This window comes from Streptomyces sp. A0642 (assembly GCF_004795105.1).
Classification (GTDB): domain Bacteria; phylum Actinomycetota; class Actinomycetes; order Streptomycetales; family Streptomycetaceae; genus Streptomyces.
The window spans coordinates 641,463-655,674 of record NZ_SSBL01000002.1 but is presented as its reverse complement, the minus strand read 5'-3'; the positions used below and the strand labels follow the sequence as shown (position 1 = coordinate 655,674).

Genomic DNA, 14,212 nt, shown 5'->3' with positions numbered 1-14,212 from the left:
GGCCCCCTCACGCGTGGTGAGGGGGCCTTACTCTGCGTGCGCCGCCAGGGACTCGAACCCCGGACCCGCTGATTAAGAGTCAGCTGCTCTAACCAACTGAGCTAGCGGCGCCTGCTGACCTGGAGAACTCTACCCGATCCCCGGCCGTGCTCCTGACCATTTCCCGTCGGTGACGGCCTGTCGGATGGTCGTTTTTTCTCTTCTATCCGTCAAAATGCCATATGTCAGCAGAGTTGCCACGCTGGCGCCCGTGCAGATGCGCCCAAAGATCTTGACGAGTGCGGAGGGAATCGCATGACTGTGCCGGCTTTCGAGGAGTACGTGCCCGCCATCGACTGCACCTGTGCGGGGTGCGCCGTGCAGCGGCGCACCGCGGCCGCCGGACTGCCCGCGCGGTACGGAGGGCATCCGGCGGCGCACGGCGCACGGCGCGCGATGGTGCTGGTGACCGCTGCCGGAGTGGTGCTGAGCGCCGGTCTCGCGGAGGCGGCGGGGGCGGTGGCGGACCCGGCCCCGGTGACGGACCCCGGCCCGGGGGCCGACGCGGCCGCGTCCGGGCCGGACAGTCCGCAGGGCGGACCGGGGCCGCTGCGCGGGGTGGGAGCCTCGGGCCCGCCGGCCCGGACGGACGCGGCCGCGCCGCGCACGACCACCCGGGCCGACATCATCAACCGGGCGAAGAAATGGGTCACCGCCCAGGTTCCGTACAGCATGACGAAGTACTGGTCGGACGGATACCGCCAGGACTGCTCCGGCTATGTGTCGATGGCCTGGAACCTGGCCGGCAACGAGTGGACCGGCAGCCTCGCCGCGTACGGGACGCGCATCGCCCGCGAGGACCTCCAGCCCGGCGACATCCTGCTCTTCCACAACCTCGCCGACCCGGCGAAGGGCTCGCACGTCACGATCTTCGGCGGCTGGACCGACTACACGCACACCCACTACACGGCGTACGAGCAGACCAAGCCGCACGCCCGCAAGCAGACGACGCCCATGGCGTACTGGACCCACTCGGGAAGTTACGTCGCCTACCGCTACAAGGGGCTGACCAGCGGAACCGGCGGCAGCACCCCGTCGAAGACCCCCTTCCCGGGCGCCGGGATGTTCGGCGCGGGCGCGAAGAACGACTACGTCACCCGGCTCGGCGAGATGCTCGTCGGCCGCGGCGGCAAGCGCTTCTACAAGGTGGGCCCCGGCCCCGCCTGGAGCAGCGCCGACCGGCTCGCCACGCAGGCGTTCCAGAAGGCCCAGGGATGGAAGGGCTCGGAGGCCGACGGCCTCCCGGGTCCCGACACCTGGGGCCTCCTGGTGAACGGGACCGGCCACGACATCCCCGCCGCGGGCGGTGCGGCCGGGCCGGGCGGCTCCTCGTCGGTTCCGGGCTTCCCCGGACGGGCCTATTTCCGGCCGGGTCAGTCCAACAGCCATGTCGACAGGCTCGGCAGGCAGTTGGTGAAGAAGGGATACGGCAAGCACTACCTGTCGGGCCCCGGTCCCCGGTGGACCGAGGCGGACCGACGCAATGTCGAGGCCTTCCAGAAGGCCCAGGGATGGAAGGGCTCGGAGGCCGACGGCTATCCGGGTCCGGAGACCTGGCGGCGACTCTTCGCGTGACACGACGCACATGACGGAGGCGGGAATGCGATCCACGGTGTCGGACAGCTCCGGGAACCCGGAGAACCGGGAGGACCTGGAGTACGGGGAGGGACGGTACGGGGCGGTGCCGGTACGGGAATGGGTGGGACCGGAGGGAGTCGGGACGGTCACGGACGCCTGGGCGGCCGCGGCGGAACGGGCGGGCGCGCCGGCTTCCGGTCCGGGCGTGCGTGGTTCCGATCCGGGCGGGCGTGCTTCCGGTTCGCGCGCGCGTGCTTCCGGGCCGGTCGAGGTGCGCGGAGTGCCGGCGCCCGGGCCGGTCGAGGTGTCCGGGGCGTCGGCCGTCTACCGTCCCGCCGAGGTGTCCGGGGCGAAGGCTGGGCCGTCCGCGTCGGGGGCGGAGGTGTCCGGGCCGTCGGCGGCCGGGGCGGAGTCCGTCGTCGACCTCGTGCTCGACCTGCTGCCCGGCAAGGGTGAACGCGAGCGTCGGGGTGCCGGCTTCGGGGCGGCCTCGGCGTCGGTGTCGGTACCGGCGTCCGTGGCGGGGCAGGCCGTGGAAGCGGCGGGGAGCGCCCCGGCGCGGGAGGCCGCCGCCCCCGGCCCGGGGGTCCGCCGGGCCGCCGAAGCCGGTGCCGAGGCCGGTATCGGAGCCGGTGCCGAAGCTGGTGGTGCCGGCGGGCAGACGGGACCCCGCGATGCCGGCGGGCACGCAGCGCACCTGCTCCCCGCTCCCGCGCCGGAGGCCGGCCAGCGAGCCGCCTCCGGACCCGGGGCGCTCGCAGTGCCTGAGGTCTGGGAGAGCTCCGAGGTGCACGCGGCCCCTGAGGCCGGGGAGACCTCCCGGGCCCATGAGGTCACTGAGGCCCGGGACACCCGCGAGTCGCGGGATCTCCCTGAGTCGCGGGATCTCCCTGAGGCCCGGGAGAACCCTGAGGCCCGGGAGAACCCTGAGGTCTCCGAGGCTGCTGAGGCCCGGGAGAACCCTGAGCTCTTCGAGGCTGCTGAGGCCCGCGCGGTCGCCCCGCCCTCCGAGCCGACGGAAGCCCCCGAAGCCCCCGAGTCCGTACCGCCTCCTCCCCCGGACCCCGAGCAGGCCCCGGAGCACACCGGTGAGGACGCCGACGAGTTCCGTACGGACCCCTGGGGGGACCCCGACGCCCGCGTGGACACCGGCCGGCACCAGGCGGTCATCGCCAACGAGCGCACGGCCTCCATCCCCGTCCACCTGCTCTTCCGCCAGGAGCCCGAGGCCGGGGCCGACGCCGCGGCCCTGCCCGCCGACGTCGTGCGCAGGGCCCCCGGCGGCGAGCAGCCGGCCGGTGTCCGGCGGGCGCCGGTGGCGAGGGCTCCGCAGGTGCGGCCCTCGACCCGGCCCTCGCCCGTCGCCGACCCCCGGCTCCACGAACGGCCGGGGCCGTCGCTGCCCGGCTGGGCCGCGCTGCTCACCGGTTTCGGCGGCATCGCGATGATCGGCGCAGCCCTGTGGTGGACCGGGGCGCTGCCTGCCCGGCTGCTGGCGCGGACCGGGATCGGCCCGCGTCCCTACGACGGTCTCGGCGTCGGCGCCTGGGCGGGGCTCGCACTGCTGGTGACCGTGGTGCTCTTCGCGTTCGGAGGTCTGAGCCGGGGACGGGTCGGGTACGCCTGGGTGCTCACGCTCTTCGGCCGGTACCGGGGGAGCGTGCGGCGGACCGGGCTGATGTGGGTCAGCCCGCTGCTGCTGCGCCGCCGGGTCGACGTACGGCTGCGGCACTGGCGCAGCGAGCCGCTCCCCGCGATGGACGCCAACGGCACCGCGCTGCGGGTCGTCGTCCTCGTCGTATGGCGGGTCAAGGACACCGCGCGGGCGACGCTGGGGATCGAGGACCACGAGGAGTACCTGCGCGAGCAGGTCGAGGCGGCGATGGCGCGGGTCCTCTCGCAGCTGCCCGCCGACGCCTTCCACGAGGACGCGCACACCCTGCGCAACGCGGAAGCGGTCGGCGACGCGCTGACCCGGATGCTGAAGGCGGACTGCGAACCGGTCGGCGTCGAGGTGTACTCGGCGCAGCCGACCGGCATCGAGTACGCGCCCGAGGTGGCGGCGGCCATGCAGCGGCGCCGGATCGCGGCGATCGACGCCAAGCACCGCGACAGCGTGCTGACTTCGGTGGTGGACGCCGTGGACGACACCGTCAACCGGCTGACCGCCCGGGGCCTCGTGGAGCTGGACGACTACGAACGCAAGTCCCTGGTCAAGGACTTGACGGTGGCCTTCTACACCGGCCGCACCGGTGGTGACGGCGCCTGAGCCGATCTTCCGTCACCTCGGAGACCACGGGAATCCCGCGCACATTGGTCTGGACATGTTCATGCCGGGTCCATAATCTGGGACTTGGTCTAGACCGCAGAACCGCGCGTAGCAGTGCTCATGGAACCTCCCCCACGTCTCCGAGGAGCGGCAGCAATGCGTAAGAAGACAGGTGCGGCCCTGGTCGGGCTCGCGGTAGCGGGCGTCTCGATGTTCGCGACCAGCAGTGCCGGCAGCCACGGGTACACGGACAACCCCATCAGCCGCCAGAAGCTCTGTGCCAACGGCACGGTGACGGGCTGCGGCAACATCCAGTGGGAGCCGCAGAGCGTCGAGGGCCCCAAGGGCTTCCCGGCGGCCGGCCCCGCCGACGGGGCGATCTGCTCCGGCGGCCACGGTGAGTTCGCCCAGCTCGACGACCCGCGGGGCGGCAAGTGGCCGGCCACCAAGGTCACCGCCGGACAGGGCTTCAGCTTCCGCTGGCAGTTCACCGCCCGCCACGCCACGACGGACTTCCGCTACTACATCACCAAGAACGGCTGGGACCCCACCAAGCCGCTCAAGAGGTCCGACCTGGAGTCCCAGCCCTTCATGACGGTGCCGTACGGCAATCAGCAGCCGCCGTCGACCCTGACCCAGCAGGGCACCATCCCCACCCAGAAGACCGGGAAGCACATCATCCTGAGCGTCTGGACCATAGCCGACACGGCCAACGCGTTCTACGCGTGCTCGGACGTCCAGTTCTGACGCCCGGTCGGAGGACCACGCCACCGGGTTCGCCCGTCGGCTGAGCGCGGCGGCCCCGGCCGGGGCCGCCGCTGCGGGAGTGCGGGGAAGGCGGGCGGGCGTCACGGCCTGCCGTCCTCACGTGGTGGACGGGCCCGGGGCGGCCGCCCGCCGCAGACGCGTCGCCGCCAGCACCGCCCCCACCAGCAGGAGCACTCCTCCGGCCACCGAGGCGTACTGCATGCTGTGCACGAAGGCGTCCCGCCCGACGGCGATCAGTGAGCCGTCACCGGTGGACAGGGCCCCCGGCAGCGTCTTGCGGGCCGCCTCCGGGGCCGCGTCCGGCATGTCCGCGGTGTAGACGGCGGTCGCCACCGCGCCCAGCAGTGCCATCCCCATCGCGCCGCCGAACTCCTGCCCCGTCTCCAGCAGTGAGGCCGCGGACCCCGCCTTCTCCGGCGGGCTGGCGGCCAGGGCGAGATCCGAGACGAGCGCCATCACGGTGACGATGCCGCTGCTCATCACGGCCGAGCCGATGAGCAGGAGCGCCAGGGAGTCCGTCCCCGACAGGGCGAGGACACCGAAACCGGCGGCCGCGATGACGAACCCGGCGCAGATCACCAGGGCGCGCTCGGTCCGCTGGGCGATCGCGGTGGCCGCCGGTGCGGCCGCCCCCACCGCCAGCGACGGGGCCAGACTCCACAGGGCGGCTTCCATGGTGCTCATCCCGAGCACCGACTGCAGGTACTGCGTGGTGAAGAAGGACGACCCCATCATGGCGAACGCGGCCAGCGCGTTCAGCCCGATCCCGGCGGCGAAGTTCCGGTCGCGGAACAGCTCGCGGCTGATCATCGCGTCGGTGCGGGTGCGCTGGCGGCGGACGAAGACCCGGCCGACGACGAGGCCGGCGGCCATGATCAGGCCGTTGCGTGGATCCAGCCCCTCGGCCGCGGTCTCCTTGAGCCCGTAGACGACCGGCAGCACGGCCCCCATGGACAGGGGCACGCTCAGGAAGTCGAAGCGCCCGGGGGCTGGGTCCTTGAACTCCGGCACCAGCACCGGCACCAGGACCAGCAGCAGCACCATCGCGGGCACGTTGATCAGGAAGACCGAACCCCACCAGAAGTGCTCCAGCATGACGCCGCTGAGCACCGACCCCAGCGCGATCCCGCCCGCCATCGCGCCGGACCAGATGCCGATGGCCCGGCCGCGCTGCCGCTCGTCGCGGAACATGTTCCGTACGAGGCCCATGGTCGACGGCATCAGCGTCGCCCCGCCGATCCCGAGCAGGGCCCGGGCCCCGATCAGCATCTCCGGACTGGTGGCGTAGGCGGCGCCCACCGACGCCGTGCTGAAGGCGACCGCGCCGAACATCAGGAGCTTGCGGCGGCCGATCCGGTCGCCGAGCGAACCCATCGTGATGAGGAGCCCGGCGAGCGCGAAGGCGTACACGTCGAAGATCCAGAGCTGCTGGGTGGCGCTGGGGGCGAGGTCCCGGTCGATGGACGGGATCGCGAAGAAGAGGACGGACACATCCATGGCGACCAGGAGGAGAGGGAGGAGCAGGACCACGAAGGCGGTCCACTCCCGACGGCCGGCGAGATCGCCGGGACGGGCGGTCGTGCTCGTGGGATTCGTCATGCCAGGAAATATACGAGCGTGTATGACGTTTGTCTAGTACGTATGTGTAAAACGCTTGTACATGAGCGCGGGCAGCACAAAACACACGAGGCGGTCTCCGTGGAACGGAGACCGCCTCGTGTGGTGTCTGTGCGCCGCCAGGGACTCGAACCCCGGACCCGCTGATTAAGAGTCAGCTGCTCTAACCAACTGAGCTAGCGGCGCCTGCTGACTCGAAAATAATACCTGGTCCTCAGGGGTGCTGATGACACGTGCCCATGGGCCCGCCGCGGACCTGCTAGGGCGTGTTTCGAAAGTAGCGCCGTCCGCCCGGAGGGCGGGCTCGGCGGCGTCTGGTGCGTGCGATCGCAAGGCGGAGGGTCGCCCCGATACTGGCTGTATCGGGGCGACCCCGACAACGCGGCGAGCAATGGGGTCTCCCCTGCTCGAGCGAAGCCGAGAGCTCGGGGAAGTGCCAGGCGTCGCCGAGCAGGCGGGACTTTCGAAACGCGCCCTAGAGGGCCAGCGAGAGCAGCATCGGAGCCGCCCGCCGGTTCAGCGTGTCGGCCGCCGCGCGCAGCCGGTGGGCGTCCTCGACCGGCAGGGACAGGGCCAGGCAGCCCGCCGACGACCCGGCCGTCAGCGGTACGGCGGCGCACACCGTGCCGACCGCGTACTCCTGGAGGTCGAGCACGGGCACCGTCGCCGGCTGGCTGTCCAGCTTGGAGAGGAGAGCCTTCTCGCTCGTGATCGTCCGTGAGGTCAACCGGGCGATCTTGTGCCGCGAGAGGTGGTCGCGCCGCCCGTTCTGGTCGAGCTGGGTCAGCAGGCACTTGCCGATCGCCGAGGCGTGCGCCGCCGACCGGAAGTCCACCCACTCGTTGACCGCGGGGGTCCCGGGGCTGTCGGCGTACTGCGTCACCCGGATCTCGCCGTCCACGTACCGGCTGATGTAGACCGCGGCGCCCACCGAGTCCCGCAGCTGCACCAGGGTCTGCTGGAGCCGCGCCTCCAGGGCCTGCCGGCGGGCCGCGCCCGAGCCGAGGAGCAGCAGCGAGGCGCCGATGACATAGGCGCCGTCGGTGATCTGCTCGACGTACCCCTCGCGGCGCAGCGTCAGGAGCAGGGAGGTGAGATGCCCGAGGGGCAGCCCCGTCTCCCGGGCGATCTGGGCGTCCATCACGCCGTTGCCGTGCTTGGAGACCGTTTCGAGCACGCGAAGGGCGTACTGCACCGAATGGAACGGCGCGATCGGTTCGGGCTTCAACGCCACGGTTTCCCCCTACCAGGTTGTGACCGCAAGCTCTGCCACCACGATAGCCGCCAAGAGGCTGTTCAGGGGCGGCTGTTGACTACTGGCTGGTGCGCCCCGGCCCCGTAAGCTGCGGCGCACCCTCTTGGCATATGCCAGCGTCAAGTCCGTTCGACGGATGCCGAGGTCACAGCACCGCGTTGAGGAATTCGCGAGTACGTTCGTGTGTGGGGTCGGAGAAGATTTTTTCCGGCGAACCCGACTCCACGACCCTCCCCGCGTCGAACATCAGTACCTTCTCCGACACGTCCCGGGCGAAATTCATCTCGTGGGTCACACACAGCATGGTGATGTCGGTGTTCCTGGCGATGTCGCCCAGCAGCTCCAGCACGCCCGCCACGAGCTCGGGGTCGAGCGCGGACGTCACCTCGTCCAGGAGCAGGATCTCCGGCTCCATCGCCAGCGCCCGCGCGATCGCGACCCGCTGCTGCTGTCCCCCGGAGAGCTGGGAGGGATGGGCGTCGGTCTTCGCGGACAGCCCGACGAGGTCCAGCAGCTCCCGCGCGCGGGTCTCCGCCCGGTCGCGGTCCATGCCGAGGACGTTGACCGGGGCCTCGGTGATGTTCTGCAGCACCTTCATGTTCGGGAAGAGGTTGAACTGCTGGAAGACCATCCCGATCTTCTTCCGCGCCTCGCGCAGATGCTTCTCGGAGGCCGGTTTCAGGGAGCCGTCCGCCGCCGGCATGTGCGACAGCGGATCGCCGTTGATCCGGATCACGCCGTCGCTGACCTTCTCCAGCGTCATCAGCAGCCGCAGGATCGTGGTCTTGCCGGAGCCGCTGGGCCCGATCAGGGTGACGTGCTCGCCGCGCTCGACCGTGAAGTCCAGCTGGTCCAGGACGACGTGGTCCCCGTACCGCTTGACGACCTTGTCGAAGCGGACCAGCGGATGCCCGGTGTCCAGGGGGGCGGGAACGGCGACGGCGTCCTCGGCGGCGGTCGCCGCGGTCTTCTGCAGGGGGAGGGGTTCAGTGGCCAAGGCGCTTCTCCAGCTTCCTCATCAGGAGTGACGTGGGGTAGCTCGCGACCAGGAAGACCAGTCCGGCAAGTGTGAACACCTCGGTGTACGCGAAGTGGTCGCCCCCGTACGTACGGGCTTCGAAAACCATTTCCTGCACCGTGATCACGGCGAGGAACGGGGTCTCCTTGAACATCGAGATCGCGTAGTTCCCGAGTGCGGGCAGCACGTTGCGCACCGCCTGCGGCAGGATCACCGCCTGCCAGGTCCGCCGGGGCGTCAGCGACAGGGCCCGGCAGGCCTCCCACTGCCCCTTCGGGACGGCGTCGATCCCGGCGCGGTACACCTCCGAGGTGTACGTGGCGTAGTGGACGCCCAGCACCACGATGCCGATCGTCAGCGGCTCCACCGAGGTGAAGACCGCTGCCGCTCCGACCAGTTGGACCAGCAGCGGGGTGGAGCGGATGAACTCCATCACCGCCCTCACCGGCACGGTCACGAAGCGGGTGGGGGCCCGCCCGGCGACCGCGATCGCCAGCCCGAGCACCGCGGCGACGAGCGTGCCGAGCACCGTGGCGAGGAGGGTGACCTTGAACCCCTGAAGGAGCAGGGGCAGTGCCTCGCCGGCGGCGTTCCAGTCGAATCCGTCGTTCACCGGGCACCTCCGGCGGCCGGGGCGGTCACGGCGCTGCGGGTCCTGAGCAGGCTCGCCCCGCCGCTCGCCAGGCCGAGCCGCCGCTTGGCGGACCGCTCCAGCAGGTTCATCAGCAGGGTCAGCGCGTAGGCCAGCACGAAGTAGCAGGCCAGCAGGGTCACATACGCGGTGAGCGTCTCACCGGTGCGGCTGCGCAGCTTCTCGATCACGGTCATGAGGTCGGCCGCCGAGATCAGCCACAGCAGCGGCGTGCACTTCAGAAGCTGGATCAGGAGGTTGGTGAACGAGGGGATCATCTGCACCCACGCCTGCGGAAGGATCACCTTGCGCATCCGGTGCAGCGGCGTCATGTTCAGCGCGACCGCCGCCTCGTACTGCGCGCGCGGCACGGAGTTGATGGCCCCGCGCACCACTTCGGCGCCGTAGGCCCCGTAGTTGAGGCCGAAGGCGACGACCCCGCAGAGCAGCGGTGTCAGTTCGTACCCCGTCAGCGGCGGCATCGCGTAGTAGAGCCAGAACAGCTGGACGTACAGCGAGGTCCCGCGGAAGAACTCCACGACCACGCGGGAGACGCCCCGCGCGACCAGCAGCCGGCTGATCGACATCAGGCCCAGGACGAACGAGAGAAGCAGCGCGAGCAGCGCGCCGAGAACGGTGGCCTCCAGGGTCACCCACAGGCCCGAGCGCAGTTGGGGCAGGTCGTCGGCGAAGGCGGAGAGGAAATCATTCATGCGGCGGGCCCCGTTCCCGTCAGCCCTTGCACAGTTCGGCCGTCTTCAGCGTGCCCGGCGGGAGTTCGGTGGCCCCGAAGCCGTAGTCCCGCAGCAGTTCCCCATAGCGCGACCGGTCGGAGACGATCTTCTTCAGCTCGCGGTTGAAGGCGTCCCGCAGCTCCTCGTTGCCCTTGCGGAAGACCGCGCCGCCCGGGCTGTACTGCTTCACCCCGTCGAGCTCCGGGAGGAAGGCCTCGGTGACCTCGGTCTCCGGGTTGGTCCTGGCCAGCCAGCGCAGCGAGATGCCGGTCAGCAGGAACGCGTCGACGCGGCCGCCCTTGACCGCGTCCGCACCGTCCTGCGGCTTCTGCAAGGACTTGATCCTGTCCTTGGGTATGCCGGCGCCTTCGGCGTACGAGCCTTCGACGGCGCCCGCCATCACTCCGACGGTGATCCCGGCGGCCTTCGCGGACGCCAGGTCGGTGACCTTCTTGGGGTTGCCCTTCTTCACCATCAGCGCGGTCGGCGAGATGAACTCGGGCTCCGAGAACAGGGCGTTGGCGCAGCGCTCGGGAGTGATCGCCATGCCGGCGCTGACCACGTCGTACTTGCCGGCCTGGAGGCCGGGGATCAGCCCGTCCCACTCGGACAGGGTCGGGCGCAGCTCGTCCACGCCCAGCGCCTTGAAGATCTCCCGGTGCAGGGTGGGCGCCTCGCCCTTGAGTTCCTTGCCCTCCATGTACCCGTACGGGGCCTCGTCGGCGTACGCGACCCGGACGAATCCCTGCTTGCGGAGCTTGGCGAGCGCCCCCTCGCCGTCCGCGGAGTCGGCACCGGTCTTGCTGCACGCGGTGAGCAGGCCCGGGACGACGAGCAGACCACCCACAGCTGCCGATCGGTTGAGGAAGCTCCGGCGGGACAGGTGAGGGAAGTCAGCCATGGTTCACGATCTCCTGGAGGGGTCGGACGGTCCGGACAGGGTGAGCGCCTGCCCGATCCGGTACGTCTATGCAGGAGGCGGTCGCATGTAACCGAACGGCGGCCGGAGGGTGACCTTCCCGTGTCCTGATGCGGGCGGAGTGCGACGGATTGGGTGCGGCCCGTATTCCGTTGCGGCATAAGGAGGGTGACGGGGCATCATTCGCAGATATCCGTCATGTGGTGGCGAATCGGGGCGCACGTCCGGGTGAGGCGGGGTCAGTCCTCCGCATCCGTACCCGGGATGTAGCCGAGCCGCTTGTCCACCACGTTCGGCAACGGCTCCCCGGCCGCCCACCGGTCGTACATCGCGACGAACTGCTCGCCCAGCCGGTCCCGCCAGCCCGCGGCGTCACCGCTCATGTGCGGCGACACGATCAGATCCGGCACGTCCCACAGCGGGCTGTCCGGGCCGAGCGGTTCATGCTCGAACACGTCGAGCGCCGCCCCCGCGATCCACCGCTTGCGCAACGCGCCGGCGAGATCGGCCTCGACCACCATCGGGCCGCGGCCCACGTTGATGAACCGGGCCGAGGGCTGCATCAGCCCGAAGAACCGGCTGTCGAACATCCCGTACGTCCGCGGGGTCAGGGGCGCCGCGCAGATCACCCAGTCGGCGCGGGCGGCCAGCCGGTCCAGGTCCCCGGCGCCGTGGATCGTGCGCCGGGCCGTGCGGCCCACCAGCGCCACCTCGACGCCGAGCGCCATCAGCAGCCGGGTGATCTCGCGCCCGACGGGGCCCGCCCCGACGACCACCGCACGCGACCCCGCGACCCGGGCGGTCTCGCGGTGCCGCCACCGACGGCGGCGCTGGAGGTCCAGGGTGCCGGGAAGGTCCGTGGCGAACGCCAGCACGAGGCCCGCCACGTACTCGGCCATCGGCTGCTCGAAGACGCCCCGCGCGTTGGTCACCACCGTGCCGCTCTCCACCAGCTCCGGGCAGAGCAGCCGGTCCACGCCCGCGCTCGCCGTGTGGACCCAGGCCGGACGCGGTCCGCCGCCCGGCCAGGCGGCGCGCACCGCGTCCGAGGCGACGTCCCAGACGAGGAGGACGTCGGCCCGGGGGAGCGCCCCGGCCAGACCGGGTCCGTCGGTGTGGCGGACCCGCACCCGCCCGGTCAGCGCGCCGAGGCGGGGCGGCGGATCGGCGTCCAGGACGAGCAGGACGGGCTCCGGCATGAGGGCGGTTCCTCCGCGTCGGCTGGGTCCGCAGGGGCCGTGGACGCACCACGCTCGCAGCCTCGCCCCGGCCCGTCAACCGGTCGCAGCGGCGAACGGGCGGATGGGGGAATACTTGGATGAGTAGCGGCAAAGCTGGCAGGTACAGGCAGCCCAGGCAGCACGGCAGTACAGGAAGGGTGGACATGACGACCGTCGGATTCCTCTACCCGGGCCATTTCGCGGAGGACGACTACCCGCGCATGGAGATCCTGCTCGACAGCACCATCAGGCTCGTCGTCCGCCACACCGAGTGCCCCGACGACGCCTACCGCGAGGACGCCCTGCGTGCGCTCGGCACTCCCGAGAGGCTCGCCGCCGGCGTCGAGGACCTCCAGCGCTCCGGGGCCCAGTCCGTCGTCTGGGCGTGCGACGGCGGCAGCTTCCTCTACGGCCACGAGGGCGCCCACGACCAGGTCATGGCCGTGGCCCGGGCGGTGGGCGTGCCGGCCTCCAGCACGTCCCTCGGCTTCGTCCACGCCGTCCGGAAGCTGGGCGCCAACCGGGTCGCCGTCGCCGCGACCTACCCCGAGGACATCGCCGCACGGTTCACCGCCTTCCTCGGCGCCACCGGCATGGAGGTGGTCGCCACCCACGCGGAGGGCGCGACCGGCGCCGCCGAGGCCGCAGGCTGGGGGCTGGACCGGCTGAAGGAGCTGGTCGCCGCGGCGGACCGCCCCGAGGCCGACGCCGTCCTGCTGCCGGACACGGCCCTGCACACCGTCAGCCACCTCCCCGCGCTGGAGGAGTTCCTCGGAAAGCCGGTCCTCACCGCGAACCAGGTGGCCGCCCGGGAAGCCCTCCGGCTCGCCGACCGGCCCGCCTGGGCGCCCGGACTCGGCACCCTCTTCGAGGCCCGCGAAGCGCCGCCGGCGCCGGTGGAGTGGGGCAGCGGCCGCTCGTACGCCCACGGCAATCCGTCCTAGCGGGGCCGGACCGGCCGAAGGCACAACGGGCCGGTATCCGTCGGCGGAATAAACGGAGCCCACCTCCTGTTGATCTGCTCCGGACCAGACGCACCACCGGAGAGGTCAGGACGTGGACGAGATTCGAGGCGACGAGATCCGTGGCAAGGCGGAGGGGACGGCACCCGTGCCCCTTTCGGTCCTTGACCTCGTGACCGTGGGCCAGGGCCGCACCGCGACCCAGGCCCTGCGGACCGGTGTGGAGATCGCACAGCTCGCCGAACGCCGCGGCTTCCACCGCTACTGGGTCGCCGAGCACCACTCCATGCCCGGTGTCGCCTCCTCCTCGCCGGCCGTGATCCTGGCGCACACCGCCGCCGTCACCGAGCGCATCCGGCTCGGCTCCGGCGGCGTCATGCTGCCCAATCACGCGCCGCTCGTCATCGCCGAGCAGTTCGGCACCCTGGAGGCCATGGCCCCGGGCCGCATCGACCTGGGTCTCGGCCGCGCGCCCGGCACGGACGGCGCCACCGCCGCCGCCCTGCGCCGCACCGAGCGCCTGAACGAGGGCGCCGACGACTTCCCGCAGCAGCTGATGGAGCTGACGCGCTTCCTGGACGACGACTTCCCCGACGGCCACCCCTACGCCCGGATCCACGCGGTCCCCGGCCCCGTGCAGGCCACCTCGGAGGGCGGTGTCCAGTCCCCGAACCGCCCGCCGCTGTGGCTGCTGGGCTCGTCCGGCTTCAGCGCCCGGCTGGCCGGCATGCTCGGGCTGCCCTTCGCCTTCGCCCACCACTTCTCGGCCCAGAACACGATTCCGGCCCTGGAGCTGTACCGCGAGTCCTTCAAGCCGTCCGCGGTGCTGGACGCGCCGTACGCCCTGATCGGCGTCGCCGCGCTGGCCGCCGACGACGAGCGGGAGGCCCGCCGCCAAGTGCTGACCGGCGCGCTGTCGATGCTGCGCCTGCGCTCCGGCCGCCCCGGACTCGTGCCGACGCCGGAGGAGGCGGAGGCGTACTCCTTCACCCCGGTGGAGCGGGACTTCGTCGACGGCTGGCTCGGCAACATCGTCCACGGCACCGCCGACGAGGTCCGCGCGGGCCTCGACGGCCTGGCCAAGCGCACCGGCGCCGACGAGCTGATGATCACCGCGAACGCGCACGGCGGCGAGGCCCGTCTGCGCAGCTACGGCCTCATCGCGGACGCGTACGGCCTGCCGGGAGCCTGACGGCTCCCGG

At 71.6% G+C, this 14,212-nt stretch carries 12 protein-coding genes and 2 tRNA genes; 5 read left to right on the top strand and 9 right to left on the bottom strand.

Features of this window, described 5'->3' with window-relative positions:
* Positions 1-37 precede the first annotated feature (37 nt).
* Positions 38-111, bottom strand: a tRNA-Lys gene (locus E6R60_RS06550).
* 183 nt (positions 112-294) lie between these two features.
* Here E6R60_RS06550 and E6R60_RS06545 point away from each other — a divergent pair.
* The 3 genes from E6R60_RS06545 to E6R60_RS06535 all read left to right on the top strand — a co-directional run bounded on the left by E6R60_RS06545 (position 295) and on the right by E6R60_RS06535 (position 4,633).
* Positions 295-1,614, top strand: a complete 1,320-nt coding sequence (locus E6R60_RS06545; protein ID WP_136325433.1) for a peptidoglycan-binding protein — start codon at positions 295-297, stop codon at positions 1,612-1,614.
* 25 nt (positions 1,615-1,639) lie between these two features.
* Entirely contained in the window at positions 1,640-3,886 is a 2,247-nt protein-coding gene (locus tag E6R60_RS06540; RefSeq protein ID WP_136325432.1) for an SPFH domain-containing protein, read from the top strand.
* A gap of 156 nt (positions 3,887-4,042) precedes the next feature.
* On the top strand, positions 4,043-4,633 hold the full coding sequence (locus E6R60_RS06535; protein ID WP_136325431.1) for a lytic polysaccharide monooxygenase: 591 nt from the start codon (positions 4,043-4,045) through the stop codon (positions 4,631-4,633).
* Positions 4,634-4,750: 117 nt separating this feature from the next.
* On the opposite strand, the gene E6R60_RS06530 is transcribed toward E6R60_RS06535, so the two are convergent.
* The 8 genes from E6R60_RS06530 to E6R60_RS06495 all read right to left on the bottom strand — a co-directional run bounded on the left by E6R60_RS06530 (position 4,751) and on the right by E6R60_RS06495 (position 12,027).
* Positions 4,751-6,253, bottom strand: a complete 1,503-nt coding sequence (locus E6R60_RS06530) for an MFS transporter (protein WP_136325430.1) — start codon at positions 6,251-6,253, stop codon at positions 4,751-4,753.
* A gap of 130 nt (positions 6,254-6,383) precedes the next feature.
* Positions 6,384-6,457: transfer RNA gene (locus E6R60_RS06525), tRNA-Lys, on the bottom strand.
* Between the two features lie 289 nt (positions 6,458-6,746).
* Positions 6,747-7,505, bottom strand: a complete 759-nt coding sequence (locus tag E6R60_RS06520) for an IclR family transcriptional regulator C-terminal domain-containing protein (protein WP_136325429.1) — start codon at positions 7,503-7,505, stop codon at positions 6,747-6,749.
* Between the two features lie 166 nt (positions 7,506-7,671).
* Entirely contained in the window at positions 7,672-8,523 is an 852-nt protein-coding gene (ehuA, locus tag E6R60_RS06515; RefSeq protein WP_136325428.1) for an ectoine/hydroxyectoine ABC transporter ATP-binding protein EhuA, read from the bottom strand.
* On the bottom strand, positions 8,513-9,157 hold the full coding sequence (gene ehuD, locus E6R60_RS06510; RefSeq protein ID WP_136325427.1) for an ectoine/hydroxyectoine ABC transporter permease subunit EhuD: 645 nt from the start codon (positions 9,155-9,157) through the stop codon (positions 8,513-8,515). Before ehuD ends, ehuA begins: the two co-directional genes overlap by 11 nt.
* Positions 9,154-9,888, bottom strand: a complete 735-nt coding sequence (gene ehuC, locus E6R60_RS06505) for an ectoine/hydroxyectoine ABC transporter permease subunit EhuC (RefSeq protein ID WP_136325426.1) — start codon at positions 9,886-9,888, stop codon at positions 9,154-9,156. Before ehuC ends, ehuD begins: the two co-directional genes overlap by 4 nt.
* Positions 9,889-9,907: 19 nt before the next feature.
* Entirely contained in the window at positions 9,908-10,810 is a 903-nt protein-coding gene (gene ehuB / locus E6R60_RS06500) for an ectoine/hydroxyectoine ABC transporter substrate-binding protein EhuB (protein ID WP_136325425.1), read from the bottom strand.
* 257 nt (positions 10,811-11,067) lie between these two features.
* Entirely contained in the window at positions 11,068-12,027 is a 960-nt protein-coding gene (locus E6R60_RS06495; RefSeq protein ID WP_136325424.1) for a D-2-hydroxyacid dehydrogenase, read from the bottom strand.
* Positions 12,028-12,212: 185 nt separating this feature from the next.
* Here E6R60_RS06495 and E6R60_RS06490 point away from each other — a divergent pair, with 185 nt between their 5' ends.
* Together E6R60_RS06490 and E6R60_RS06485 are read left to right on the top strand one after the other, a co-directional pair.
* Positions 12,213-12,992, top strand: a complete 780-nt coding sequence (locus tag E6R60_RS06490) for an aspartate/glutamate racemase family protein (protein WP_136325423.1) — start codon at positions 12,213-12,215, stop codon at positions 12,990-12,992.
* Positions 12,993-13,104: 112 nt separating this feature from the next.
* Positions 13,105-14,202, top strand: a complete 1,098-nt coding sequence (locus E6R60_RS06485; protein ID WP_136325422.1) for an LLM class flavin-dependent oxidoreductase — start codon at positions 13,105-13,107, stop codon at positions 14,200-14,202.
* The last annotated feature ends 10 nt before the right edge of the window (positions 14,203-14,212 follow it).

What these genes read in the sequence shown, in the direction of transcription:
- E6R60_RS06545 (WP_136325433.1), top strand. Translation starts at nt 295, where the DNA reads ATGACTGTGCCGGCTTTCGAGGAGTACGTGCCCGCCATCGACTGCACC.
- E6R60_RS06540 (WP_136325432.1), top strand. Translation starts at nt 1,640, where the DNA reads ATGCGATCCACGGTGTCGGACAGCTCCGGGAACCCGGAGAACCGGGAG.
- E6R60_RS06535 (WP_136325431.1), top strand. Translation starts at nt 4,043, where the DNA reads ATGCGTAAGAAGACAGGTGCGGCCCTGGTCGGGCTCGCGGTAGCGGGC.
- E6R60_RS06530 (WP_136325430.1), bottom strand. Translation starts at nt 6,253, where the DNA reads ATGACGAATCCCACGAGCACGACCGCCCGTCCCGGCGATCTCGCCGGC.
- ehuC (WP_136325426.1), bottom strand. Translation starts at nt 9,888, where the DNA reads ATGAATGATTTCCTCTCCGCCTTCGCCGACGACCTGCCCCAACTGCGC.
- ehuB (WP_136325425.1), bottom strand. Translation starts at nt 10,810, where the DNA reads ATGGCTGACTTCCCTCACCTGTCCCGCCGGAGCTTCCTCAACCGATCG.
- E6R60_RS06495 (WP_136325424.1), bottom strand. Translation starts at nt 12,027, where the DNA reads ATGCCGGAGCCCGTCCTGCTCGTCCTGGACGCCGATCCGCCGCCCCGC.
- E6R60_RS06490 (WP_136325423.1), top strand. Translation starts at nt 12,213, where the DNA reads ATGACGACCGTCGGATTCCTCTACCCGGGCCATTTCGCGGAGGACGAC.